At 35.9% G+C, this 21,704-nt stretch carries 23 protein-coding genes; 5 read left to right on the forward strand and 18 right to left on the reverse strand.

Features of this window, described 5'->3' with window-relative positions:
• Window positions 1–17: 17 nt before the first annotated feature.
• Both comGB and comGA read right to left on the reverse strand, forming a co-directional pair.
• A complete protein-coding gene (gene comGB / locus Q5760_RS18580; protein ID WP_428909103.1) occupies window positions 18–1,046 on the reverse strand; it encodes a competence type IV pilus assembly protein ComGB in 1,029 nt (342 codons plus the stop codon).
• Window positions 1,036–2,103 carry a competence type IV pilus ATPase ComGA gene (comGA, locus tag Q5760_RS18585; RefSeq protein ID WP_428909104.1) on the reverse strand — a complete coding sequence of 356 codons (1,068 nt, stop codon included), beginning with the start codon at window positions 2,101–2,103 and terminating at the stop codon, window positions 1,036–1,038. Before comGA ends, comGB begins: the two co-directional genes overlap by 11 nt.
• Before the next feature lie 263 nt (window positions 2,104–2,366).
• Here comGA and Q5760_RS18590 point away from each other — a divergent pair, with 263 nt between their 5' ends.
• Window positions 2,367–3,068, forward strand: coding sequence for a helix-turn-helix transcriptional regulator (locus Q5760_RS18590; RefSeq protein ID WP_428909105.1), 702 nt, complete (start codon window positions 2,367–2,369; stop codon window positions 3,066–3,068).
• 173 nt (window positions 3,069–3,241) lie between these two features.
• Complete coding sequence (locus Q5760_RS18595) at window positions 3,242–3,487, forward strand: DUF2626 domain-containing protein (RefSeq protein ID WP_428909106.1); 246 nt, start codon at window positions 3,242–3,244, stop codon at window positions 3,485–3,487.
• Between the two features lie 545 nt (window positions 3,488–4,032).
• Here the strand turns inward: Q5760_RS18595 and Q5760_RS18600 are convergent.
• Both Q5760_RS18600 and Q5760_RS18605 read right to left on the reverse strand, forming a co-directional pair.
• Window positions 4,033–5,091: a class I SAM-dependent methyltransferase gene (locus Q5760_RS18600; RefSeq protein ID WP_428909107.1), complete on the reverse strand. Its 1,059-nt coding sequence runs from the start codon at window positions 5,089–5,091 to the stop codon at window positions 4,033–4,035.
• Window positions 5,092–5,444: 353 nt separating this feature from the next.
• Window positions 5,445–6,077, reverse strand: coding sequence for an MBL fold metallo-hydrolase (locus tag Q5760_RS18605; RefSeq protein ID WP_428909108.1), 633 nt, complete (start codon window positions 6,075–6,077; stop codon window positions 5,445–5,447).
• Between the two features lie 203 nt (window positions 6,078–6,280).
• On the opposite strand from Q5760_RS18605, the gene Q5760_RS18610 reads away from it, so the two are divergent.
• Complete coding sequence (locus Q5760_RS18610; RefSeq protein WP_428909109.1) at window positions 6,281–6,454, forward strand: DUF2759 domain-containing protein; 174 nt, start codon at window positions 6,281–6,283, stop codon at window positions 6,452–6,454.
• Between the two features lie 39 nt (window positions 6,455–6,493).
• Here Q5760_RS18610 and Q5760_RS18615 read toward each other — a convergent pair whose 3' ends face one another.
• Window positions 6,494–7,681, reverse strand: coding sequence for a M14 family metallopeptidase (locus Q5760_RS18615; RefSeq protein ID WP_428909110.1), 1,188 nt, complete (start codon window positions 7,679–7,681; stop codon window positions 6,494–6,496).
• An 84-nt stretch (window positions 7,682–7,765) separates the two neighbouring features.
• Entirely contained in the window at window positions 7,766–7,969 is a 204-nt protein-coding gene (locus Q5760_RS18620; protein WP_428912628.1) for a YqgQ family protein, read from the reverse strand.
• A 350-nt stretch (window positions 7,970–8,319) separates the two neighbouring features.
• On the opposite strand from Q5760_RS18620, the gene Q5760_RS18625 reads away from it, so the two are divergent.
• The gene (locus tag Q5760_RS18625; RefSeq protein WP_428909111.1) at window positions 8,320–9,198 is read left to right on the forward strand and encodes a hypothetical protein; all 879 of its coding nucleotides are present in this window, start codon (window positions 8,320–8,322) and stop codon (window positions 9,196–9,198) included.
• On the opposite strand, the gene Q5760_RS18630 is transcribed toward Q5760_RS18625, so the two are convergent.
• The 6 genes from Q5760_RS18630 to Q5760_RS18655 all read right to left on the reverse strand — a co-directional run bounded on the left by Q5760_RS18630 (window position 9,155) and on the right by Q5760_RS18655 (window position 13,653).
• Complete coding sequence (locus Q5760_RS18630) at window positions 9,155–10,708, reverse strand: rhomboid family intramembrane serine protease (RefSeq protein ID WP_428909112.1); 1,554 nt, start codon at window positions 10,706–10,708, stop codon at window positions 9,155–9,157. The two genes, Q5760_RS18625 and Q5760_RS18630, sit on opposite strands and share 44 nt — an antisense overlap.
• 270 nt (window positions 10,709–10,978) lie before the next feature.
• Complete coding sequence (locus tag Q5760_RS18635) at window positions 10,979–11,173, reverse strand: hypothetical protein (RefSeq protein ID WP_428909113.1); 195 nt, start codon at window positions 11,171–11,173, stop codon at window positions 10,979–10,981.
• Window positions 11,174–11,238: 65 nt separating this feature from the next.
• Window positions 11,239–12,024, reverse strand: coding sequence for a DUF92 domain-containing protein (locus Q5760_RS18640; RefSeq protein ID WP_428909114.1), 786 nt, complete (start codon window positions 12,022–12,024; stop codon window positions 11,239–11,241).
• On the reverse strand, window positions 12,024–12,587 hold the full coding sequence (locus tag Q5760_RS18645; RefSeq protein WP_428909115.1) for a 5-formyltetrahydrofolate cyclo-ligase: 564 nt from the start codon (window positions 12,585–12,587) through the stop codon (window positions 12,024–12,026). The genes Q5760_RS18640 and Q5760_RS18645 overlap by 1 nt, the downstream gene beginning before the upstream one ends.
• A 69-nt stretch (window positions 12,588–12,656) precedes the next feature.
• Window positions 12,657–12,806, reverse strand: a complete 150-nt coding sequence (gene rpmG, locus Q5760_RS18650; protein ID WP_428909116.1) for a 50S ribosomal protein L33 — start codon at window positions 12,804–12,806, stop codon at window positions 12,657–12,659.
• A gap of 238 nt (window positions 12,807–13,044) precedes the next feature.
• Window positions 13,045–13,653 (reverse strand): hypothetical protein, encoded by a 609-nt coding sequence (locus Q5760_RS18655; RefSeq protein ID WP_428909117.1) that lies wholly within the window; start codon window positions 13,651–13,653, stop codon window positions 13,045–13,047.
• Window positions 13,654–14,191: 538 nt separating this feature from the next.
• Between Q5760_RS18655 and Q5760_RS18660 the strand changes: the two genes are divergently transcribed.
• Window positions 14,192–14,569: a hypothetical protein gene (locus Q5760_RS18660; RefSeq protein ID WP_428909118.1), complete on the forward strand. Its 378-nt coding sequence runs from the start codon at window positions 14,192–14,194 to the stop codon at window positions 14,567–14,569.
• An 86-nt stretch (window positions 14,570–14,655) separates the two neighbouring features.
• Here the strand turns inward: Q5760_RS18660 and phoU are convergent, their stop codons facing one another.
• From phoU to Q5760_RS18690, 6 genes are all read right to left on the reverse strand, one after another.
• A complete protein-coding gene (gene phoU, locus Q5760_RS18665; protein ID WP_428909119.1) occupies window positions 14,656–15,315 on the reverse strand; it encodes a phosphate signaling complex protein PhoU in 660 nt (219 codons plus the stop codon).
• Between the two features lie 141 nt (window positions 15,316–15,456).
• The gene (gene pstB, locus Q5760_RS18670; protein ID WP_428909120.1) at window positions 15,457–16,275 is read right to left on the reverse strand and encodes a phosphate ABC transporter ATP-binding protein PstB; all 819 of its coding nucleotides are present in this window, start codon (window positions 16,273–16,275) and stop codon (window positions 15,457–15,459) included.
• Window positions 16,276–16,319: 44 nt separating this feature from the next.
• Window positions 16,320–17,204: a phosphate ABC transporter permease PstA gene (gene pstA / locus Q5760_RS18675; RefSeq protein WP_428909121.1), complete on the reverse strand. Its 885-nt coding sequence runs from the start codon at window positions 17,202–17,204 to the stop codon at window positions 16,320–16,322.
• Between the two features lies 1 nt (window position 17,205).
• Window positions 17,206–18,180 carry a phosphate ABC transporter permease subunit PstC gene (gene pstC, locus Q5760_RS18680; protein WP_428909122.1) on the reverse strand — a complete coding sequence of 325 codons (975 nt, stop codon included), beginning with the start codon at window positions 18,178–18,180 and terminating at the stop codon, window positions 17,206–17,208.
• 126 nt (window positions 18,181–18,306) lie between these two features.
• Window positions 18,307–19,314, reverse strand: a complete 1,008-nt coding sequence (locus Q5760_RS18685; protein ID WP_428909123.1) for a PstS family phosphate ABC transporter substrate-binding protein — start codon at window positions 19,312–19,314, stop codon at window positions 18,307–18,309.
• A gap of 235 nt (window positions 19,315–19,549) precedes the next feature.
• Window positions 19,550–21,667, reverse strand: coding sequence for a peptidoglycan D,D-transpeptidase FtsI family protein (locus tag Q5760_RS18690; RefSeq protein ID WP_428909124.1), 2,118 nt, complete (start codon window positions 21,665–21,667; stop codon window positions 19,550–19,552).
• Window positions 21,668–21,704 lie beyond the last annotated feature (37 nt).

Here is a 21,704-nt window from a genome sequence, read left to right on the forward strand (position 1 = left end):
GCCCTCCCATAATTAAATTAGATTCCATCTAGTAATTGAAACATCGGCAGCAATACAGCTAAATACATGGACACAATTAAAATGCCAATAAAACTATACAAAATCGGCTGTAATTGTTTCATTAATTTTTCCGTCTTATCCTCTAAACGCTGCAAACATTGCGAAGCAAAAAACATAAGTTCTTCTGGTAATTTTCCATTTTCTTGACCGTGTTTTACGATCGTCGCTAACTCTTTTTCAAAAAAAGAATATTGTAGGAGAATCTTCTCCAATTTATCTCCCCTTCTTAGATTTCCTTTTACCACTTCTCCTAATTGTTGATAAAAAGGTTGCTCCTCATGGTTTTCGAACATCGTTAATGCTTCATAGACGCTTAATCCCCCAGCTAATAGATAACTCAATTGCGCAGAAAAGTAGTGGGTATAAAATAAGCGTAAATACGTAGAAATGAAAGGTATTTTCATTAAAATATTTTTTTGTTCCAGGGGTGACAGCTTGCGAAACCGATACAAATAATAAAAAACATAGACCCCTATTAATAAAAGGAAAAGAACGAAAATGAAAGGTAAGAAATGCTCAACATAATGGAGTAGCTTGATAAAAACATTCACTTCTAGGTTCATGGATGAAAATAGCGTAGAAAACCGTGGTAATAAATACTTTTGGACAAAGACGAATAATAAAATGGTCGTCCCTACAAGAAATAATGGATAAGATAATAATTTTTTTAATTTTAATAAGTCATTTGCTCGGTTTTGAATCATTTTGCTACTTTCAATAAAGGCAATCGCTAGACTGCCGTGCTGCCCAGCAAAAAAGACATAGCCGATAACATGCTTATCAAATCTCAACTTTTGTAAAATCTGATAAAAGGGATAACCTTCTTTCAATGTAACAAGAACCTCTTTGATTTCCCTTCGTCGGTGATTCGGCAAATGAAAGATGACGGATTCAAGAGCTTCCGCTAAAGGATACCCTCTTAACAATAATTCTCCTGTCATTTTAAGTAAATTGGACTGTTCAAGTAAGGACCATTTACTCTTCATCTGAAAACACCCATCGATCATACTCACTTTCCTTTACATACCCTAAAGCAATTCCTTTTCTAATGACCTCCTTTAATGTTTGATAATGGTCTCCACTACCTACTCCTCTCACCTCACCTAATGTAGATGATAGAGATCTGCCTGAAAGTAATTCAAAAACACTCGCTCTTTTGGCTTTGTCGTAGCTCAAACAAAATGGGGAACATTCTCCTGAACAATAAGGACAAGTCAACTCAACAAGTCGTTGCGCCGTTATGGCGACCAGCGTCTGCTCAATTTCCTGCCAGTTGACTCCAAATTCCACTAACCGATAAATCGCCCCCTTTGCATCTCTTGTATGCATTGTAGTTAGTACCAAATGACCTGTTAATGCAGCTCGAATCGCAATTTTAGCTGTTTCGGCATCACGAATTTCCCCAACCATGATTATATCTGGATCATGCCGTAATATGGCCTTTAAGCCTGTCGTGTATGTTAACCCTGCTTTTTCATTTACTTGGACTTGCAAGACAAGTTCATTTTCTTTTTCAATGGGGTCCTCGAGGGTGATTACATTGCGATTATATAAGTGGGACGTTTCATTAAGAAGTGAATACAAGGTTGAGGTTTTCCCACTTCCTGTAGGACCTGTTAAAATAATCAAACCATGTGAATGTTTTAATAATGCTAATAATTTTCTAGTCATAGATGGAAAAAGTGAAATTTGGTAAATTGGAATGTGTTCATGTAAGGGGAGTAGTCGGATAACTAGGCTTTCATTTTGAGATGCCGGGAGAGTCGATAGGCGAAGACCTACCATTTTACCATCAATTACATAGGAACAAGCACCACTTTGGGGACGTCTCCGTTCTCCTATATCCATGGAAGCTGTGAATTTAAAATGGGATACAAGTCGATCGCATTCATCTTTTGGTAAATGAAGCTTTGGCACTAATTTGTTGGAGATTCGAAGTTGGACAAGCGTATCATTTCGACGTGGGACAATGTGGACATCAGTGGCATGGCTTCTGACAGCATCTGTAATGATTTTGTCAGCAAGGGTTTCGATTAAACTCAACTAACATACACCGCCTTTTTATTATTATACCAAGATAGATTCTCCTCTTCTTTGTCTTTTCCTCCTTTTTTCAAGAAAATAAATACATTATTTCTGATGAATGTTCACAAATTATTCATAACCATTTAGCCGTCTAATTAACAAAATATTACAAAATGTAAACGTCAATTGTGAACATTTTCTAAAATTATGATGAATATAGTGTAAACCTTTAAAACCAGTATTATAATAGAGTAAAGTAAAGTGACCCCGAGGTGAACTTCATGGAACAAACACTAAAGATAACAAATGTTTTATCTGATCCAACGCGATATTATATTTATAATTACATTACAACAAAACATCAGGAAGTTACGGTTCAAGAAATTGCAGATAACTTTAACATTCATCCTAATGTTGCACGGCTTCATTTAACAAAACTTGAAGATGTCAATATGTTGGTGTCGGAAACAAAAAAAACAGGTAAAGGTGGAAGACCTAGTAGACTCTATCGACTTTCAAACGAGGTCATTCAGCTACATTTTCCATATCGTGATTATCAGCTGCTATCAAACATTGCGATTGAAACGATGGCCTCATTAGGTGAAGTCGGACAAAAAGCTCTTTATGATACAGGCAGAAAATTTGGTCTCGAATTGATCGAGCAAGAGCTTGCTAAAAATCTTCAGTCCGTTGATCAATTAACTTTTGATGAGAAAATTAACATTATTAAAACAGCATCTATGATTGCAGGTCTTTCACCAGATTTTCAAGTGAGCGACGACAAAAAGAAAGTACATTTCCAGATTTTTAATTGTCCATTTAAAGAAGTCGCACAAGAACATATGGAAAATGTTTGTGAAATGCATGTTCAATTCTTAAAAGGAATGTTCCAAGCCCTATTTACTGATATTGAATTAGTAGAAGGCGAGAACATGCTTAAAGGTTGCGAGGCTTGTACATACCAAGCTGTTTTTGCTCATTAATTAACTATGTAAGCACAAATTAAAATCTAATAATTTTCAAAAAGAAGAAGTTAACACACAGCTTCTTCTTTTTGAATTATTTTAAATATAAAGATTTGTTTACTTTTTCAGAATACTTCATTATAATAGTGGTGAACTGATTTAAGTCACACGTTTATAAAGGGGGTATACGCTTGGATCGAATGTTTCGAGTACTTGGTTTTTGGACAGGAATCTTTACCATTATGTTTTATGTAGGAGATATGTATACAACTTCTTTAATTTTCCTCGTACAAACAGGTTTCTTCGTACTTCTTAGCTATTTAAAACTTACTGAGCGTATGTATATTTACATTTTTGGGGCATATTTAACGGTCTTTTTCATCGGGTTCACATACTGGACAACGTTTATGATGATCCCTGGTGCCAACGGACATTAGAAATGCGCAAGCGCCTTGCTCACTCACCCCCGATAAAGAAAACTCTCCGACTGGCAAGCCTTTAGGCGAAGACAGAGGAGTAGTTGCACTTATGCCTGTAAGGCCAAGCGCAAGACGAGCCGGCATGAAGATTGTTCTTAATCTTCTTGACGGAATTGTAAGAAATGTATAGGCGACTGTCCAGGGACTCAGGTCTAGACGAGTAATTCTTAAGGCGTTCTTTGCCTTCAGAAGTACTTGGCTTATGACCCCAGTCCCTAGGAGCCGACACTAGACACGCTTGCGACCTCGAGGGGGTAGGCGCTGGAGCTGGACATTAGAAAAGCCCATATAAAAAAGTGATGTGGAACTACATCACTTTTTTATATGGGTGGAATCAAATTTGCGCCCTAATTTTTACCGAGCTCGCTCGATAAAATACCATAAAAAATCGCAAGGCTCGCCTGAGGCTTAACTTCATTCAGCTAGAGTTTGAACCCCACTGAATTAGAACCTTTCAGCATCATCCTCTACGTATAGAACTGGAAGACTTCTGCTTAATGATGTTAAATCTTTCTCTGCAGCAACACATGGAAAGCATCGCTTATTCCCTGCGGCATAATCAAACTGCGGATGGCACGATTCCGTTTATTTACTTCAGAAAACGGGTTTAAGTCCCCATGATTCTTCAATTCCTCTAAAATGCCAATTGAGAGTAAAAAATCATGTTGTCTCCATCTATTTATTTTCTGAAGATTGTATTTTTCACCAACCTTCTCCAATGCATCCCAATGAATATGACTCGTCATATCCATTTCTCCAGGATGTGTTAGCACATTCTTTACTAACTTGTGTTGATAGTATCCCCTCAAGCTTCCCTCTTTCCGAACAGGTACCTGCCATTCTTCATTGGAATACCCATAATCAATCGTAACAACAAACCCAGCCTCTAAGGCGGAGCTGATATCAGAGATCATATTTTCCATATCAAGCGAAATTTCGATTCGCTGTCCGTCCGTGATGATAATGTCGTAATCCTCGATAAAATTAAAAATAGCCTCATCTGTTAACGGCACTTTTTTTTCTACCAAAAGGTTATTTTCAATACTTACCATGATCTCATATAACTGTCCCTGATCTTTTTCAATCACATGTACGGGAAATGCATCAAATAATTCATTGCTAAAAACCATTCCTTTAAATTGATTTAAGTCTTGGACACTATTTACATATCTTACATTCCAATTTTCTTCAAATTGATCTAGTTGAAGTTGTTTATGATATGGACTTTTTTCAATAATGATATACGTTAACTCTTCTCGGGGACAGCTATACCATTCTTCCATAAACGCCTTAGCAAATCGACCATTCCCTGCCCCAATCTCACAAAATATAGGGGCTAACGAGTTTTCTTTGATTTTCTTTTCAAACCACTTTGCGAATAAGTAACCGAGGATGTCTGCGTAATTACTAGATGTTATAAAGTCCCCTTTAGAACCGATTTTTTCTTTTTCCTTCATATAGTAACCATATTGTGGATCGTATAAGACCAAATTCATATATTCATGGTAAGTGATCATCTTAGATGATTTAGAGAGAATAAGATCATTAAGAATTTTCTGCATTTTTATCACCAAATCGAGTAAACACTATTGACATAGTGTTATGTTTGTTATATTGTATATGTAATAGCAAAACAATAACCCTCCCATTACTAGAATTCGAATATCCCCAGAAAAACCCTTTCTTATTGAAAGGGTTTTTCTATTTTCTCTGGTTTTAAGAAAAAGATTTATTTCTTAAGACTGTATGGGTTGTTGATTTTCCGTTCAGACACATTACTTTCTGCTTAGCTATACCAAGCCACCTTGACGCTTCTTCTCCAAGGTGGCTTGTCTGGTTTTACTTCTTCCGCAAGAGTCTTCCTGCTTTCTAACAGTCATCCAAAAATCAACAATCCCTTTTACAGATTCGTCTCTTAAAAACCATTGAGAAATGGATTTGAGTTCATTTCATTCCCGATAGTTGTAACATCATTATGTCCACATAGAACAACCGTGTCCTCAGGCAAGGTTAATAGCTTTTCATGAATGCTTTTCAATAGTTGTTCATGATTAGCCCCTGGCAAGTCCGTTCGTCCAATGCTACCTTTAAATAAAGCGTCACCACTGCAGATAATCCCATCACTCTCAAAGTATAAAGAAATACTCCCTGGTGAATGACCAGGTGTTTCATATATTTGGAATGTGAATGAACCGATCGTTAATTCTTGCTCTCCCTTGATGATTTCATCTGCTCCATTTACTTGAACTTTTCCAACTTGCATATGTTCAGATAGGTTAAGCTCTGGTGAAGACAGCCAGTCCTTTTCCTTTTCATGTACATACACAGGGATATGATAGGCACTTCGAATTGTATCTATCGCCCCAATATGATCAAAATGAGCATGGGTTAATACGACAGCAACTGGATTTAAATCTTCTTTCTGAAGATATTGAATCAGCTTTTCTCCTTCACTTCCTGGATCGACAATTAAACACGATGAATCTTCCCTCTTTAGGACATAGCAGTTCGTTTGCACTGGTCCTAGTGGAATTTGCTTCCATTCCATTTAACAAGTTCCTCCCCTTTTAACTATTCAAAATTATTTTACACTAACTACAAATAAAAGCGAAATGATTGATTTTATATGCACTATTTAGAAAAGTCTTACTTTTTAATCTCGACAAACTTTCAGAAAAATTATAAAATAGTAGGAGTTAACCTAAAGTAAAATGTGTTAATAATGAGATCAAACAATAGGGGGGCTTTTTTATGGGTACTGTCATTATTTTTCTACTAGTAGCAATTCTTGCGGCTATTGGTCTCTTACGTTCTTTAAAAAGTAAAAATATTTTAGGAATCCTCTTTGCTTTTGGTACTTTTGCTGTGTTTGGTTGGTTTTCAATTATGACATTTTTAAACAGTGGATTTCCAGCTACACATTAAAAAAGCACCCTCGGGTGCTTTTTTAATGAATCATGGTTTCTACATATACATACTCGCAAGGAAAATCCCCAATACTTCTTCATATATTTCGTCAAATTGTGAAATTGGCAGCGGATTGACACCAGAACCTAATTCAAGCGTAAATCCAGGTTTTCTAAACTCCTGAATAAACCAATCTTTGTATCCAGCATGACTATCAATATATTGAATCGCTTGATAGCCGCTAACTCTCTCAAATTCTGCTGCTATTACACTTGCCTCAGGCGGCTCCAACCCTTCATAGCCCCAGTAAAATTCTTCCCCTTGTGTATGATAAGCTAGTAATCGATCAAAGTTATTATTTTGAGCAAGCTCAGCCATTGCTTGGGCTTCAGGTTCTGTTAACGGTGCATCACCAGGATAATCTCTTGGTGCAGGTGATTTCGGCTCTTTTCTTTCCTTTTCAATTTCCCAATTTGCAGGAAATTGGTTGTTCAAGTCAACACCTCGTATATTCGCTTTCCAATTGCTAAAATCGGTACTTCCATTATTGATTCTTAATACCTCTTCTCTACTAGAGGCAGAAGGTCCATTCAATACTAAATCGACACCATCTGGATTTACCATTGGAACAATAGATAAATCTACAGATTGATATAAAGGATTAGTCATTAACCCTCGTATTGGCTGACTATTGGTTAATGATAGTAAAAAGGTATTTAAATGAGCCATTAAGATTGGAGTGGTAATCCATTCATTTGCATGAAACGAAGCATCGATATGAACCTTTTTTGTGCCTTTCCCAATCCTAATTTCATAAAGACGCTTCCCTAGTACACTACTTCCGATCTGAGTTATCTTAATAAATGGAAATTGACTTTTTAAGGTTCGAATATCTCTTACCATTTGAGCATAATCATAATTTATATTTCGCTGAATGATGGAATGAATCACTCGTTGGGGAATTTGAATGGATTGACCAACATTTAATCGATTGGGATTTATCGATTGATTTAACAATAGCAACGCATCTACCGATAGGTTCCTTGATCGAGCAAGCTTCCAAAAAGTATCACCGTTTTTAATCGTATATGTTTGGGTCGTAAACCCTGGTATCTTAATTTCTTGCCCTATTTGTAATTGATCAGCACTTACCATTGGATTAGAATCCAAAATTAAATTGATAGGAATCATAAACAAACGGCTATAATGCCATAGTGTGTCGCCTTGACGGACTTTTACCTTCATTTTTCTTCCTCCTTCCCACCACAACATACTTATGATGAGAAAGAAGAAATCATGACTAGTTCAATTTCTGAAACGAATCCTACTTTACTTCTTATGATTCTTTAATAATTGAATTTCATGTCGTAGCAATAAAACTGCTGACTGATAATCTCTGACATCCATTAACTGTGCTCGATACAACTCGTGTATTTCAGACTCCATGAGTTCAAGGTCCGAAATGCGATCTCCAATATAAATAAGAATCCCAAACTTTTTTAAATATTGTTGTATGTCATAAATTGTTTTCATTTTATATTCCTCATTTTTCTTAATAACTTTGTTAAACTTGGTTGTTGATTTCCATGGAACTTTTCTTTCCACCCAGCTACGCCTGAGCCACTTTGACACTTCATGTCTTAGCTGTCTTACCTGTTCCGCTTCTCCCGTAGGAGTCTCCGCGCCTTCCACTACAATCAACAGTAGTTTAAAATCAACATGCATTTTTAAAACTACCCTTTAGTAAATTCCCATTAATTATAGTCGAAAAAAATATCCCTCACAATATATCCTTTGGGTCCCTGTACGTATATTTTCCCGATCTATGAATATATTTATCTCGGACAACCCTTTACCCTAAAACTGGAAAAGGAGAATGACACTTGAGAAAATATATTGGAATGACCACGATGTTTGTTCTATCGTTAATGATATTTACGATGTTTAACCCAAAAAAGCAAGTAGAAGAGAGCTTCACTTATTTTCCATCCAACGAGGCTGCTTTATTCCAGTCAGCTGAAACGACATTAACGTTTATGAATGACACCCAGAAAGGCTATGAGTTATTATGGCGGACAAGCTCCGTTCTTGATCGTAAAGCCTACTTACGACAAGATATAAGTCTGTTGTTTGGCAATGGAAAATTAATAGCTATTATGGGGAAAGATTGGAAACGGAACGAAGATAAAATAACGCTTGAAGATTCCACTATTCACAACGAGAGCACCTATTTTGAAGCGATCAGTTTTCACCATGCTGAAATTCATGAGAATGATCAAATTACAAGTTCTCAAAAACACTCGCATGATGCTCTCTATGTATTAGATTCTAAATTTCATCCCTTGCATTCTTTTCGAATTCCAGTACACAAACAGGATGAAGAATGGAAAAAACTCATAGACGATTACATTAATAAAAAATGGGTGCATACTCTTGAAAATGCTGAGAAACAATATTCCTTCCAACGTAATCAATATACGATTTTTCCATTAACTACTATTTATCAATATGAAGATCATCCTCTTCCAGGCTTCAATGAAAGAGAGTCTAAAGAAATTATCGGGCGATTATGGGAAGGAATTTATAAAAACTATTTTCTTGGAATCAGAAAACAAGATGGTACCGTAACAGAGCCGATCGGCAGTACCACCCCGTTAATCTTATTAGCAAATGACCAAACCCATCTTCTAGTCATTAGTGAATTGAATGATGGTGAGATTATGCTCCTAAAGCAGAGGGTTCAGGAGAATCATGTTCCTTGATTTCCTCTAATAGACTTTGATAATCATTATTCGATGGTTGTTTTTCTACAGCCTTGCTTGCATATTCCTTTGCTTTCAGAAAATCTTCTTCACTATAATAAAGCAACGATAAATTATAATAGGCCTCATGGAAATTTGGTTCCAATTGGATCACTTCATGTAAATGATTTTTTGCTTCTTCTACTCTGCCTGTTTTAATCTCTGAAAAAGAAAGAAGGAAAAGGGTATTTACGGTTTTGCTATTATACTCGTTATATTTATTCAAAATGGTATAGGCTTCATCGAATTCATCATTTTGAATATAAGTTTGCCCAAGGATTAGAGCTGATTGTTCATCAATTAATTTACCAGGATTATTTTGACTGTAGTGAAAAGCAATTCCTATAAGCATAAGACTTAAAATCAATGAAGTACCTTGATACAAAACCTTCTTCGATTTAGGAAAATGAACAATAGCTGCTGCGAGGTATCCGCCTATTAAACCACCGATGTGGCCTGCATTATCGATTCCAGATACGGAAAAACCGAAGATTAAATTAATCGCAATTACGATAAAAATATTAAATCCCATCGTCCTTTTAAAAAGAGTCGGATAGATGGTGCCAAAATATAATAAAGCACCAAAACAACCAAAAATGGCTCCACTCGCACCAGCAGAAATACTTGGGCTAAAAAGAAGGCTGGCTAAAGCACCAAAAAAACCAGCAGCAACATAAATAAAAAGAAACCTAAAGTTACCGTATATTCTCTCAACAGTCATTCCGAGATAATATAGGGCCAGTGTATTCATGAGTAAATGTAAAATCCCAATATGGATGAAAATAGGGGTAAACAGCCGCCACCAATCACCTTGAAGAATTAACGCATTGACTTTTGCCCCAAATTCGATTAACACGGCAGACTGGGTGCTTCCTCCGGCAAATTCCATCAAAATAAAAACAAGGATTTGAATAACCATGAAAAGATAAGTAAAAACCGGCTTCGCATTATTAAATATTGCTTTTTCAGACTTTACCTTTTCTTTGATCGCCAACAAAGTAGAGTTTTTCTCCCATTCCACTTCAGATTCCTCATACTCATCTTTTACATGAAGAGATAGAGGAGTTGAAAAAAGATTCGCTAGATTTTGCACACCATTTTGTGCATCACAAATAATCGAAGTCACCTTTGCCTTTTTCTTCGGATGAACCGCTGGCTTATGAATACGAAATTCATAATCATCCACAGGCGGATATGGTGTCACATATATATTAAACACATGTAAACTGCGTTTTCTTAGTTGTTTACGCACTCTTTCACTATTTACTAAAGTTAATCCAATATCTCGTTGCATCCAAGTACTCCAATCAAGTGGATGCAATAAAATCCTAACCACTTGTGGTTCCTTAGAATTCGTATTTTCTAACCAAATTTCTTTTTGACTTTTTGAAATTTGTAATAAGCGATACCCATTTTCACTGATCAGTAAATGCGCCAGCCTCCAAAAGAGAAATTCTTCTCGAAAACTCAAAACGGTTCCCACTTTCTATTTAGCGTTTCATTTTAACTTTACTATAGGCAATTTTTCACTTTCAGTAAAGAAATTACTCCGAAAAGCTCAAGCACCTTCGGAACAAAAAGTCTTTTGTTCCTGTGAAGGCAGCATTCCCTGATGTGCTCACCCCGATAATGAAAACAGCTAGACAGTAATCTACCTTCAAAATACTCAACTTAACAGGAAATACAAAAAAGACCCATAGTGGGCCTTTCCCAAAAGATTAGATTTTCATCATTTTTCCTTTTAAATGGGATTCGGTCCTTGAGAAAAAACAGATCCCATGATGCGGTTCCTCATTCCAGGGATACGCATAAAAGCATTTACTGCTATTTTTCTAATCAGTGGATTTCCTAAAGCCGCATTTAAAAATCGAAAACGTTTTTTAAATAAAAAGTATCCGCCGACTCCCATTAACAGGATTGATAAAATTCTAGACATTGATCATCCCTCCTGTTAATAGTTTGATAAAACTACACTAAATTATCCATTGAAACAAAAATTGCTTAGAATATTTTCAAAATCAATAAGCCAATAACGAAAGAAATAAAACCTGATACAAAGTTTATTACATCATTATTAAAGACTGAATACCCTTTAATTAATTTTGTCGTTTGATCACAGTGAAGGGTTCTTTCCGTTTTCATTCCACATTGTGGGCATTGATAGCCTGCTTGTATATAGGCTCCTAAGAACGTATCAGCTACATTGCCAACAAACCCTAAAACGGTGATAAAAACCAACTCAATGACATTCAAATGAAAAAGGAAGAAACCAGCTAAGGCAATAAGAAATGATCCCGCAATCGAAGCTAGCGTACCAAGAGGACTAACTGCCCCTGAGGTGCCTCTATCGACTCTTTTTAGGGTTTTGATATTATAAGGCATTCCTTTGCTCATAGACCCGATTTCAGATGCCCACGTATCGGAATTACTGGAAGCAATGGCGATACAAAAGATAAGCAGCCAATCCCAGTCATTTGTGAGTAAATATAAAGCACTTGCGAATACAGCAAGCCCACCATTTGCTAGTACTTGCTGCCAATCACGCTGGGAGCCTTTCACAAGGATTTCTTCTGCCTTTTGTTTTTTCGTATTTTTTATTTTAGACCATGCACTTGAACTTAAGAAAAACAACCCCAGGAGAAATAATCCTTTTAATCCAAGTCCGGCATATACAATAACCCCTGTAAAAAACGCTGCAATAGACCCTGAAACAGATAAAAGGCGAGAACGATTCCCCTCAATTACCCCTAATAATATAAACAAGACAACAACTATGAAAAAAAACATTAGATACTTAAACTCCCTATGTCTGTTATCATTTTCTTAACAGGAAGATCATGGTCTTCTATTGGAAGGACTGACACCATTTGCTGGTGAAAGGCTAGCGAAATCGTATTTCCTTTATAATGGGTTAGGAAACGATCATAGTAACCGCCCCCGAATCCAAGTCGATAACCATCATTTGAGTATGCTAATCCTGGAACAAAAAGGAGATCAATCAGCTCTGGTTCAATTTTTATGGTTTGTGATTCGATTGGCTCAAGTAGCCCAAAATAAACCGATTCGAGTTGATCAAAATTCTCCAAAATCCGAAAATCCATTTTTCTTCCTTTTGGAATACATTTTGGAACGACTACTCTTTTTCCTTCTCCCCACGCCTTCCTTATTATTGCATAAGTATCTACCTCAGGTGGTCTAGAAATGGTAATCCCGATAGTATTCGCACTCCTCCAGCATTCTTCTTGATATAAATAGTCAGCAATCTTTTCCGATTGTTTTATGTATAATTCGCTTGATAACTGTTTTAGTCTTTCTGATACTTTCTTACGTAGTTCCGTTTTTTCTAACATATATGTCACTCCTCTTTTACAGGTGAATGCAAGAATAACAAAAAAAGCAGCAGGATAAATCCCTGCTACTTATTTTGTTTCACGGTGTGTAGTTGTACGCTTTTCTCTTGGGCAGTATTTCTTAAGCTCAAGACGATCTGGATTATTTCGTTTATTCTTTACAGAAATATAGTTACGGTCTCCACACTCAGTGCAAGCTAACGTAATATTAACACGCATGTTTATTTCCCTCCAAACTTATGTTCAAATTCGCTCCGTCGAATTTACGTTCGGATTGTAAAAAATCCGAGACATCCGCCGGAGGCTTAGCCTCATTCAGCAGGTTTGAAAACCCTACTGAATAATAGAACCTTCTAACTTCTATCCCTTCCCATTGAAGTAAAGGGATACTGCTGAATGAAGCTAAGCTAGTTCGTTCATACGACTTTTCTATAATATCACTTTTTTTTTCGAAATGCTAGTATGTTTTTAATAAGCGATTATTTAATTCGCTAATTTCGTACTTATTATTTCCCAATATAGACCAAGAGCTACATTTTTGCACATCTCTTGCACTAATATTCATGTCAAATGTATAAATACTCGCTATAGAACCCTTTAACATTGGGAGATAGTTAAGTTTACCTTTTTTTGGGCATTCCCAAAAAATGTTACTAGAAATATTCCATTTGGGTTGAATCGTATAATGATTAAAACCGTTTCCATTATACATTCCATTTACAAGATAAACCATTCCCCCTGAAATATGATAAATGACATTTTCCACAGGTGAGATAAAGGAAACCTGTTCTTTCCTTTGATTATAATGGTGATACATCATTAATAGTTTTACTTGCTTATCCTGTTTACTATGATTTGTAACAAAAATATCAAAATAATTTACTTTAGAATGTTTTGATTTTTGTAGAACTTTAACGGAAATTCCTTCTGATATTAGAAAGATTTCATTTTTATTTTTTATCCAATATGTCTTACCGTTAATCCAGATGCCTGGTGTAAAGATTAATTGGTCAAATAGTTTTTGTTTTCGTTTAAATGGAATAATATTCTCAATTATTTTTGTCATTTATAAACACCTATTTTATCTTTATTTTCACTTTTCAAATTTTTTATCATACTTTGACGTAACCCCTGTAATCGTTTGATCTAGCTGCTCTGTTAAACTATGTTGTTTTTCCATATTAGGCACTTTGCTTTCTATTAGATACTGTGTGAGACTTACGTTCCATACACTTCAATCAACAGAAGTCAAAAATCAACATAAACAAACCTTTAACAAGGGTTATCTAAAAAAATAACAGTACTCTTAACAACTTATTTATATGTTTAAATCTGTAATATAATGGTAGCATTTATTGATTCGTGCTACAACAAACAGATTTTGTCGTATTCTGCTAATCCTCTCACAATGTGTGGTTAAACCGTTTAATAATTTTTTTGAACCCCCGATATTGTTTACTTTCACTAATATTCGACAAAACTCGACGAATATCTTCCGATTTTTCTCGACATTTATTGCTCCCAAATGACAGGCAGTCGAATTTTAATAAAGATCATGATAAGATAGTTTAGAAGCGATTAGTTGATTTATTGAGGTGACAACCATGGAGATTATTTTAATCATTTTATTCTTGTTAGCGATTGTACTCTTTACTATCTCCTTTTTTATAAAAGATCCTTATAAAGAATTGAGAGAAGAACTAGATCAATTTTCGATGCAGCAACTACAAGAAGTGTATCAAATTAAAAAGAAACTAAGAATATTAGAAGAAGAACTACTCGTTACAGACTTAGATCAGCCATCCCCCATGTCATCGATTTCTCCTAGAGAGAAAAATGATATTCATGACATTATCAAAAATCAAGTTTGGTCTTTGTCTAAACAAGGAATTCCTATCGAACAAATTGCTAAACAGTCTTCTTTAAAAGTTAAAGACGTACAAGCCATTATTATGGAATTTTCTTTTAAAGGCAATAAATAAGAGAAGTGTAAGCTCCGTATGACTTGTACAGGATCTAAATGAATAAACAAAAAAGGAACAGCCTAATTAAGCTGTTCCTTTTTTGTTTATTCATTTAGATCGTAATGTTTTCCCTTAACCATATAAAATACATGTTCAGCAATATTTGTAATATGATCAGCTGCTCTTTCCAAGTAGCGATTAATAAACAACATTTGAACGATTTGATCATAGTTTTCAGATTTTTCGTTATTTAATGCAAATAAATCTTTAATCACTTCTCCATATAACGAATCCACTTCATTATCTAAATCAGCCACTTTTTTCGCCAAACCAAGATCCTCTTCTTGATAAGCTTTTAAGGCATCCTTAAGCATACTTGAAGTGATTCGATACATTTTCTTCAATCTTATAATTTCTTTAAGATGCTCTTCTTGACCAATGCGGATCGTTGATTTAGCTATATTCTTAGCAAAATCAGAAATTCTCTCGAGATCAGAAGCGATTTTAATGGATACGATAATTCGGCGAAGGTCAATCGCAACTGGCTGTTGTTTAGCGATTAATAAAATGGCAAAATCATCGATTTCTTCATACAGCATATTTGCAACCGTATCGTCTTCCATTACTTTTAGAGCTAAATCAACATCATGAGTTTCTAAAGCTTTCATTGCTAAATCTAAGGCATTGTCAGCGATTGCAACAAGTTTTACAAGTTTATCTTGTAATTCTTTTAGTTCATCTTCAAATTTTCCTCGTACTGGCACCTTTTGGTCCTCCTTCATAAACCCATCACATTCCTTCTTATATATTATGTAATTTATATCATATCTATTTGTTGAACAAATTTCTAGTATTGTCAAAATAAACACAGACGCTACTCAAAGCAACGTCTGTGTTTAGTTCTATTAACCGAATCGACCTGTAATATAATCTTCAGTACGTTTATCTTGAGGTGTAGAGAAGATTTTATCCGTTTCATCAAATTCAACAACCTCACCATTTAGGAAGAAAGCTGTCTTATCAGAGATACGCGCAGCTTGTTGCATATTATGTGTAACAATAATAATACTAAATTCTTTCTTTAATTCCTGCACAAGTTCTTCTACTTTTAATGTTGAAATCGGGTCAAGTGCAGAGGTCGGCTCATCCATCAAAATAACATCTGGTTCAATGGCTAGACAACGTGCAATACAAAGTCTTTGTTGCTGTCCACCAGAAAGTCCATACGCATTTTCCTTTAAACGATCCTTCACTTCATCCCAAATAGCTGCACCGCGTAAACTTTTCTCCACAATTTCATCGAGAATCTTTTTATTTCGGATTCCGTGGATTTTAGGGCCATATACCACATTTTCATAAATTGATTTTGGAAATGGATTTGGTTTTTGAAAAACCATTCCAACGTTTGTACGTAAATCTTCAACTTTATAGGATTTATCTAAAATATTTTTTCCTCTGTACAAGATATCTCCTGATGTTTTAACAGATGGAATTAACTCAATCATGCGATTTAACGTTTTGATATACGTTGATTTCCCACAACCAGAAGGTCCAATAATTGCCGTAACCTCATTCTCTTTAATTTCAAGGTTAATATTTTTTAGTGCCTGATCTTCACCGTACCATAAATTTAAACCCTTTGTATCAAACACAACATTTTTTTCATTTCTAGTCTTTTCCTCTTTATCGTTACCTGTTACCTTTATATTTTCAATTACAGCCATTTGAATACCCCTCCATCAATTTTTAACTTCTAGCCAAAAAGAAGTTAGAATCTCTTTTGAAACTTATTTCTAATTAAGATTGCCACTGAGTTCATCAAGAATAATAAAATTAGCAATACAACAATCGTAGCAGAAGCCAAGCTTGCATATTCAGCCACTAATGCTGAATCAATCGTCCAATAATAAATTTGTAGTGGTAATACGGTAAATTTATCAAAAATACCTTCTGGAATTGGCATTAATAGGGCCGGTATTCCAAGTACAGTTAATGGAGCTGTTTCTCCAATTGCACGTGAAAGAGCCAAAATGACACCTGTAAGAATTCCAGGTAGTGCTGTTGGTAATACGACATTACGAATCGTTTGCCACTTAGTTGCACCCATACCAAAAGAAGCTTCTCTTAGAAATCCCGGTACTGCACGAATCGCTTCCTGTGCAGACACAACCACTACCGGAAGGATTAGCAAGGACATGGTTAATCCTCCTGTAAGCACGATATTACCAAGATCCATTCCTCTTAAAAAGACAGTCATCCCTAACAACCCGAAAACAATGGACGGGACACTGGCTAAATTTGAAATATTCATTTGTATAAAGGTTTGTAATTTCCCTTTTTTCGCATATTCTTCTAAGTAAATCGCTGTTCCCACACCTAATATAAGTGTTATAGGAGCCACTACGACCATTAACCAAAACGATCCCATAAGGGCACCTAGGATCCCTGCTTTATCAGGATCTGTTGATGTGCGGTTTGTTAAAAATTCAAAATCAATCCAACCGATACTGCCGCTAATGACTCTATAAAATAATACTACTAGTACAACTAGTCCAACAAGTGTTGATAAAAAGAACATGGTTTTTGCAACATTATTCTTAGCTAAGCGAGAACCCATTCGCTTCTCGACTTGTGATGAATCGATATATTTCATATTAATATTCCTCCCTGAATTTACGAGAGATATACTGTGCAAGTAAATTCATTAACAATGTAAAGACAAATAATGTCATGGCTACTGCATATAAACTAAAGTAAAGAGTCGACCCAGCAGGAGCATCTCCACCTGTTACTTCTACAATATAAGCAGTCATCGTTTGCATGGATTGGGTGACATCGAATGTGAAGTTTTTATTACTTCCACTTGCGATTGTCACGATCATCGTTTCACCAATTGCACGGGAAATACCTAATACAAATGAAGCAATAATCCCTGAAGTCGCTGCAGGTATAACAACCTTCCATGTCACTTCTAGTTTGGTTGCACCTAAAGCGAGCGCCCCTTCTCTCATCGAATTCGGTACAGCACTCATCGCATCTTCGGAGAGTGAGGCAACCATCGGTATAATCATCACTCCCATGACAATCCCAGGACTTAAAATGTTTGTTGGTTGTAAAGACGGTATAATTGCATGTAATAAAGGAGTAACAAATGTAAGGGCAAAGAATCCATATACAATTGTTGGAATACCAGCTAATAATTCCAGAATAGGCTTTAACACTTTTCGAACTCGATCGGTTGCATATTCACTTAAGTAAATGGCTGTCATTAATCCAATTGGGATGGCAACAAGCATCGCAATTCCAGTTGATATTAAGGTTCCACTCACAAGCGGTAAAATTCCAAACTGTGCATTATCCCCTAATGGTTTTAAAATCGTGCCAGTATAAAATTCAACAAATGGAATTCTCTTAAAGAATTCAATGGTTTCAGCCAATAAAGTAACTACAATCCCTACAGTTGTTAAAATTGAAACGAGGGCAATAAGTAGAAGTAATATAGGCATAATTTTTTCAGTAACTGTCGTTACAGAAAAGGATTTCTTGTTTTTTTCAATTAATTCTCTTATATTTGTTCCGTTTGTTATCTTCTCATTAGAAGCCTTTTCCAAAGTAATAACCCCTTTCATCCTTAACCATAATAGCGTTATGTAAGGAGAAAAATCTCATCTTATCATCCAAAAAGTACCAATTTTTTCACAAAAAAGCAAGAAGATGAGAACGACTTCTCATCTTCTTGGCAATAATCACCAGGATTATTTTAAAGCATTTAATGCATCAAGAGAAGCTTGAATTTCTTCTTCTGGTAGTGGAGCAAAACCAGTTTCACCTGCTACTTCACGTGCATTTTCCATTGTATAAATAGCATAGTCTAAAACTTGTGGTTTTTCTTTTGCATTACCAGTGTTTAAGTAAGTAAATACTGGGCGAGTGAATTCGCTATAACCAAATTCTTCACTTTCACCAATTGTATCAACACTTGGTGCAACAGGTCCATTTCCGAAGTCAATGCTTACAGCTTGTAGCTTATCTTTGTTGCTTTCATAGTAACCATAGCCAAAGAATGCAATTGCATTTTTATCTTTTGATACAAGGTCAACTAATGTTGAGTATTCTTGTTGAAGATTTGTTTCAGCTAAATCTTTTTCTTCAAGAATGTTTTCCCAGAAGAATTCATATGTTCCGTGGTTTTCGTTTGGTCCCATACGCTTAATTTCTTCGTCAGGGAATGTTGGATCAACATCAGACCATTTTGTAATATTTCCTTCTGCTAAGAAAATGTTTTTAACTTGTTCAGCAGTAAGTTCTTTTGCCCAATCGTTGTCAGGGTGGATAACAAATGTTAAACCATCAAGAGCAACTTTTAATTCTTGTACGTCTATTCCTAACTCTTCAGCTTGAGTTTTTTCTTCATCTTTCATCGGACGTGAAGCATCGTTAAAATCTGTTCCGTTTTCTTCAACTAAGAATTTTTTGAAACCAGCAGAAGTTCCAGAACGACCTACTTCTACAGAAACATTTTCTTGTTCTTCTGTCATGTAGTTTTCAGCCATTTTCGACATGAATGGGAAAACTGTACCAGAACCGTCAACCACAACGCTACCTTCTAATTCTGCTGTTTCTTCTGTTCCTGCATTATCATTACCAGCATCATCATTACCATCAGCATTTCCAGCTGAATCATCATTTCCTCCACATGCTGCAGCAATAACCATAAATGCTGCTAAAATCAAGAATAAGCTTAATTTTTTAAGACTCTGCATTTCTCTTAATCCCCCAATTTTTTGTTAGTTTTGTCCTACATGTCCAAGAATAAGTCTTTACTATTAACTCCGTTTAAAAGAAATGTAAATCTAGTGTAAATTTCATTTAATCTTGTGTAAATTTGTCGAATTTTGGATGTTTTCAATCAAATTCATGGAGTTTTTAAACCTAATTATAGTTTCTACATAATGACCAAAAAAATACTGCTACATTAATTTGTAGCAGTATTTTCCTCTATTCTTGTGGGCTATTTTCTTCTTGCACTTCTTCCCCTGTTGCTTGATCGCCATTGCTCTGCTCATTTGTCGAATTCTGTTCAATCGTTTCATTCATTGCCCGTTGCTTTTTCAATTCAAAGTAAGTATCCATTACTCTCTCGGAAATTTTCATGTTGGATTTTGGATTATTTCCACCTTGATATGCCCATGGCACTAAAACAGCCATAGCGATTTCAGGGTTTTCTGCAGGAGCATAGCCTACGAAACTTAACGTCGTGACTTCATCCATTCTGTACTGTCTTAACGGGCCATCATAAAAGGCTTCAGCTGTTCCAGTTTTTCCAGCAGGTGAATAAGGTTTTCCTTTAAAGTAACTTGCACCGGTTCCACCTGTTTCTTGCGTAACCTTCTTAAAGCCAAGTTGAACCCTTTCAATCCATCCGTCTTTTAGATCTAGACGATTTAATACTTTAGGCTGGATCTCCTGTACAACAGGTCCAAGCTCATTATCTAATTGCGGCTCACGAATTTCCTTCACCATATGCGGTTCCATTCGGTATCCCCCATTCGCAATGGTGGATACATATTGCGCAAGTTGCAAAGTGGAGTACGTATCATATTGTCCTATTCCCAAGAACATTAACCCCGCAAGCGTAGGTCCTCCCTTATAGCCATTTTGTTCATTCGGTAAGTCAATCCCAGTACGAACCCCTAATCCAAATTGAGCAAAATGCTGTCTGATTGTACCAAAAGCATTAGGATCATATTTTAAAGATCGATTTGGCACATAGTTCGCATTAGCAATTCTAAAGAATGTCTGCGCCATATATATATTAGATGAATACTTTAACGCTGTAACGTCATTAACAGGACCTAAAGGTTTCCACGATCTAAATGGATTTGATCCCTTGATTCGAATCGGTGTATCATAAATCACCGTACCAGGTGAAATCGCACCTGTTTGGAATCCAGTTAATATCGTTGCACCTTTTACAACCGACCCTACTGTATATGTAGTTGTAAAAGTACCAAGTGCATCATCTTGCATTTCGGTCTTGCCTGTTTTCTCGTCTCTTACGATTCTTTTACCGGCTAAAGATTTGATTTCACCTGTATTGGGATCCATTAAAACAACGTAGGCACGATCTAAAAGTCTAGTTCCTCCCATTGCTTTTGCCGAACGCAGCTCATCTTCGATAATCGCCTCTACAGCACGCTGTAAGTCCATGTCAATGGTTAAGACAAGATCTCTCCCTCGCTGTCCTTCCGCTATCACTTCTGAACTTACAACTTCACCAGATTGGTCCGTAATATTTTTCTTTTTTGCTTTCTGCCCTTGTAGAACATCTTCGTATTGCTTTTCTAAATAACTGACACCAACTCGATCATTTCGGCTATAACCTCTTGATAAATAGTAGTCGATTTCTTCTGCTGGTAGTCCTTTATCAGAACTTGATACTTCACCTAAAATCGATCTTAAGGTATCACCATATGCATAAGACCTTCCCCAGTCAGTTGTAGTATCAACGCCAGGTAGATGCTGCAGATTTTCACTTACAATAGCAAATTCCTTAGCTGTTACCCCTTTATTTTTAACGATTTGCGGCGTGAATTTATAACCACTTGTAAATTCTCGATAGATGGCTAATACCTCTAACTCCTCATCAGATAATGAGTTCAAATCCTCTTCTGTAATCCGATCTAATGTTAGTTTATAAACTTGACTATTGAATTCTTCTTTATCTTCATATTTTTTGCTGAGTTCATTACGCTCTTTCTCCGAAACCTTCTTTTCGGCTTTTTCCTTATTATTTAAAATCCAAAAGTCTTTTTTATCCCTTTCAGTCACTTTTTTTGTGTCTTTTTCAATTAGTTTCGCAAGCTTAGTAGCTACGTCAATCATTTCCTCCTGGCTTACTCCATTGTTGGTATACGTTATGGCTCTTTCTGGATAATTATCGACTACAATATTTCCGTTCGTATCATACATCTTTCCTCTTGGAACGGGTTTATTAACCGTCACATCTTCTGTACGTTCAATCTCACGTTTATAGTCTTCCCCGTAAACAATTTGAACAACGCCTAGACGAAGAATTAAAACTGAAAATAATAAAAATACAATGAAAAAGAGCATATTTAGTCGAAATGGGATATGAGTCTTCTTCTTTTTC

The organism is Niallia sp. Kr1 (genome assembly GCF_050389805.1).
Taxonomy (GTDB): Bacteria; Bacillota; Bacilli; order Bacillales; family Cytobacillaceae; genus Bacillus_BD.

Excerpts from the sequence above, each read along its gene's own strand:
- rpmG (WP_428909116.1), bottom strand. The coding sequence starts at position 12,806 with ATGCGTGTTAATATTACGTTAGCTTGCACTGAGTGTGGAGACCGTAAC.
- Q5760_RS18605 (WP_428909108.1), bottom strand. The coding sequence starts at position 6,077 with ATGGAATGGAAGCAAATTCCACTAGGACCAGTGCAAACGAACTGCTAT.
- Q5760_RS18640 (WP_428909114.1), bottom strand. The coding sequence starts at position 12,024 with ATGTTTTTTTTCATAGTTGTTGTCTTGTTTATATTATTAGGGGTAATT.
- Q5760_RS18655 (WP_428909117.1), bottom strand. The coding sequence starts at position 13,653 with ATGACAAAAATAATTGAGAATATTATTCCATTTAAACGAAAACAAAAA.
- Q5760_RS18635 (WP_428909113.1), bottom strand. The coding sequence starts at position 11,173 with ATGTCTAGAATTTTATCAATCCTGTTAATGGGAGTCGGCGGATACTTT.
- Q5760_RS18600 (WP_428909107.1), bottom strand. The coding sequence starts at position 5,091 with ATGCAGAAAATTCTTAATGATCTTATTCTCTCTAAATCATCTAAGATG.
- Q5760_RS18685 (WP_428909123.1), bottom strand. The coding sequence starts at position 19,314 with ATGCAGAGTCTTAAAAAATTAAGCTTATTCTTGATTTTAGCAGCATTT.
- Q5760_RS18660 (WP_428909118.1), top strand. The coding sequence starts at position 14,192 with ATGGAGATTATTTTAATCATTTTATTCTTGTTAGCGATTGTACTCTTT.
- Q5760_RS18615 (WP_428909110.1), bottom strand. The coding sequence starts at position 7,681 with ATGAAGGTAAAAGTCCGTCAAGGCGACACACTATGGCATTATAGCCGT.
- pstB (WP_428909120.1), bottom strand. The coding sequence starts at position 16,275 with ATGGCTGTAATTGAAAATATAAAGGTAACAGGTAACGATAAAGAGGAA.
- Q5760_RS18590 (WP_428909105.1), top strand. The coding sequence starts at position 2,367 with ATGGAACAAACACTAAAGATAACAAATGTTTTATCTGATCCAACGCGA.
- Q5760_RS18645 (WP_428909115.1), bottom strand. The coding sequence starts at position 12,587 with ATGTTAGAAAAAACGGAACTACGTAAGAAAGTATCAGAAAGACTAAAA.
- Q5760_RS18610 (WP_428909109.1), top strand. The coding sequence starts at position 6,281 with ATGGGTACTGTCATTATTTTTCTACTAGTAGCAATTCTTGCGGCTATT.
- Q5760_RS18620 (WP_428912628.1), bottom strand. The coding sequence starts at position 7,969 with ATGAAAACAATTTATGACATACAACAATATTTAAAAAAGTTTGGGATT.
- pstA (WP_428909121.1), bottom strand. The coding sequence starts at position 17,204 with ATGAAATATATCGATTCATCACAAGTCGAGAAGCGAATGGGTTCTCGC.
- comGB (WP_428909103.1), bottom strand. The coding sequence starts at position 1,046 with ATGAAGAGTAAATGGTCCTTACTTGAACAGTCCAATTTACTTAAAATG.
- Q5760_RS18690 (WP_428909124.1), bottom strand. The coding sequence starts at position 21,667 with ATGCTCTTTTTCATTGTATTTTTATTATTTTCAGTTTTAATTCTTCGT.
- pstC (WP_428909122.1), bottom strand. The coding sequence starts at position 18,180 with ATGAAAGGGGTTATTACTTTGGAAAAGGCTTCTAATGAGAAGATAACA.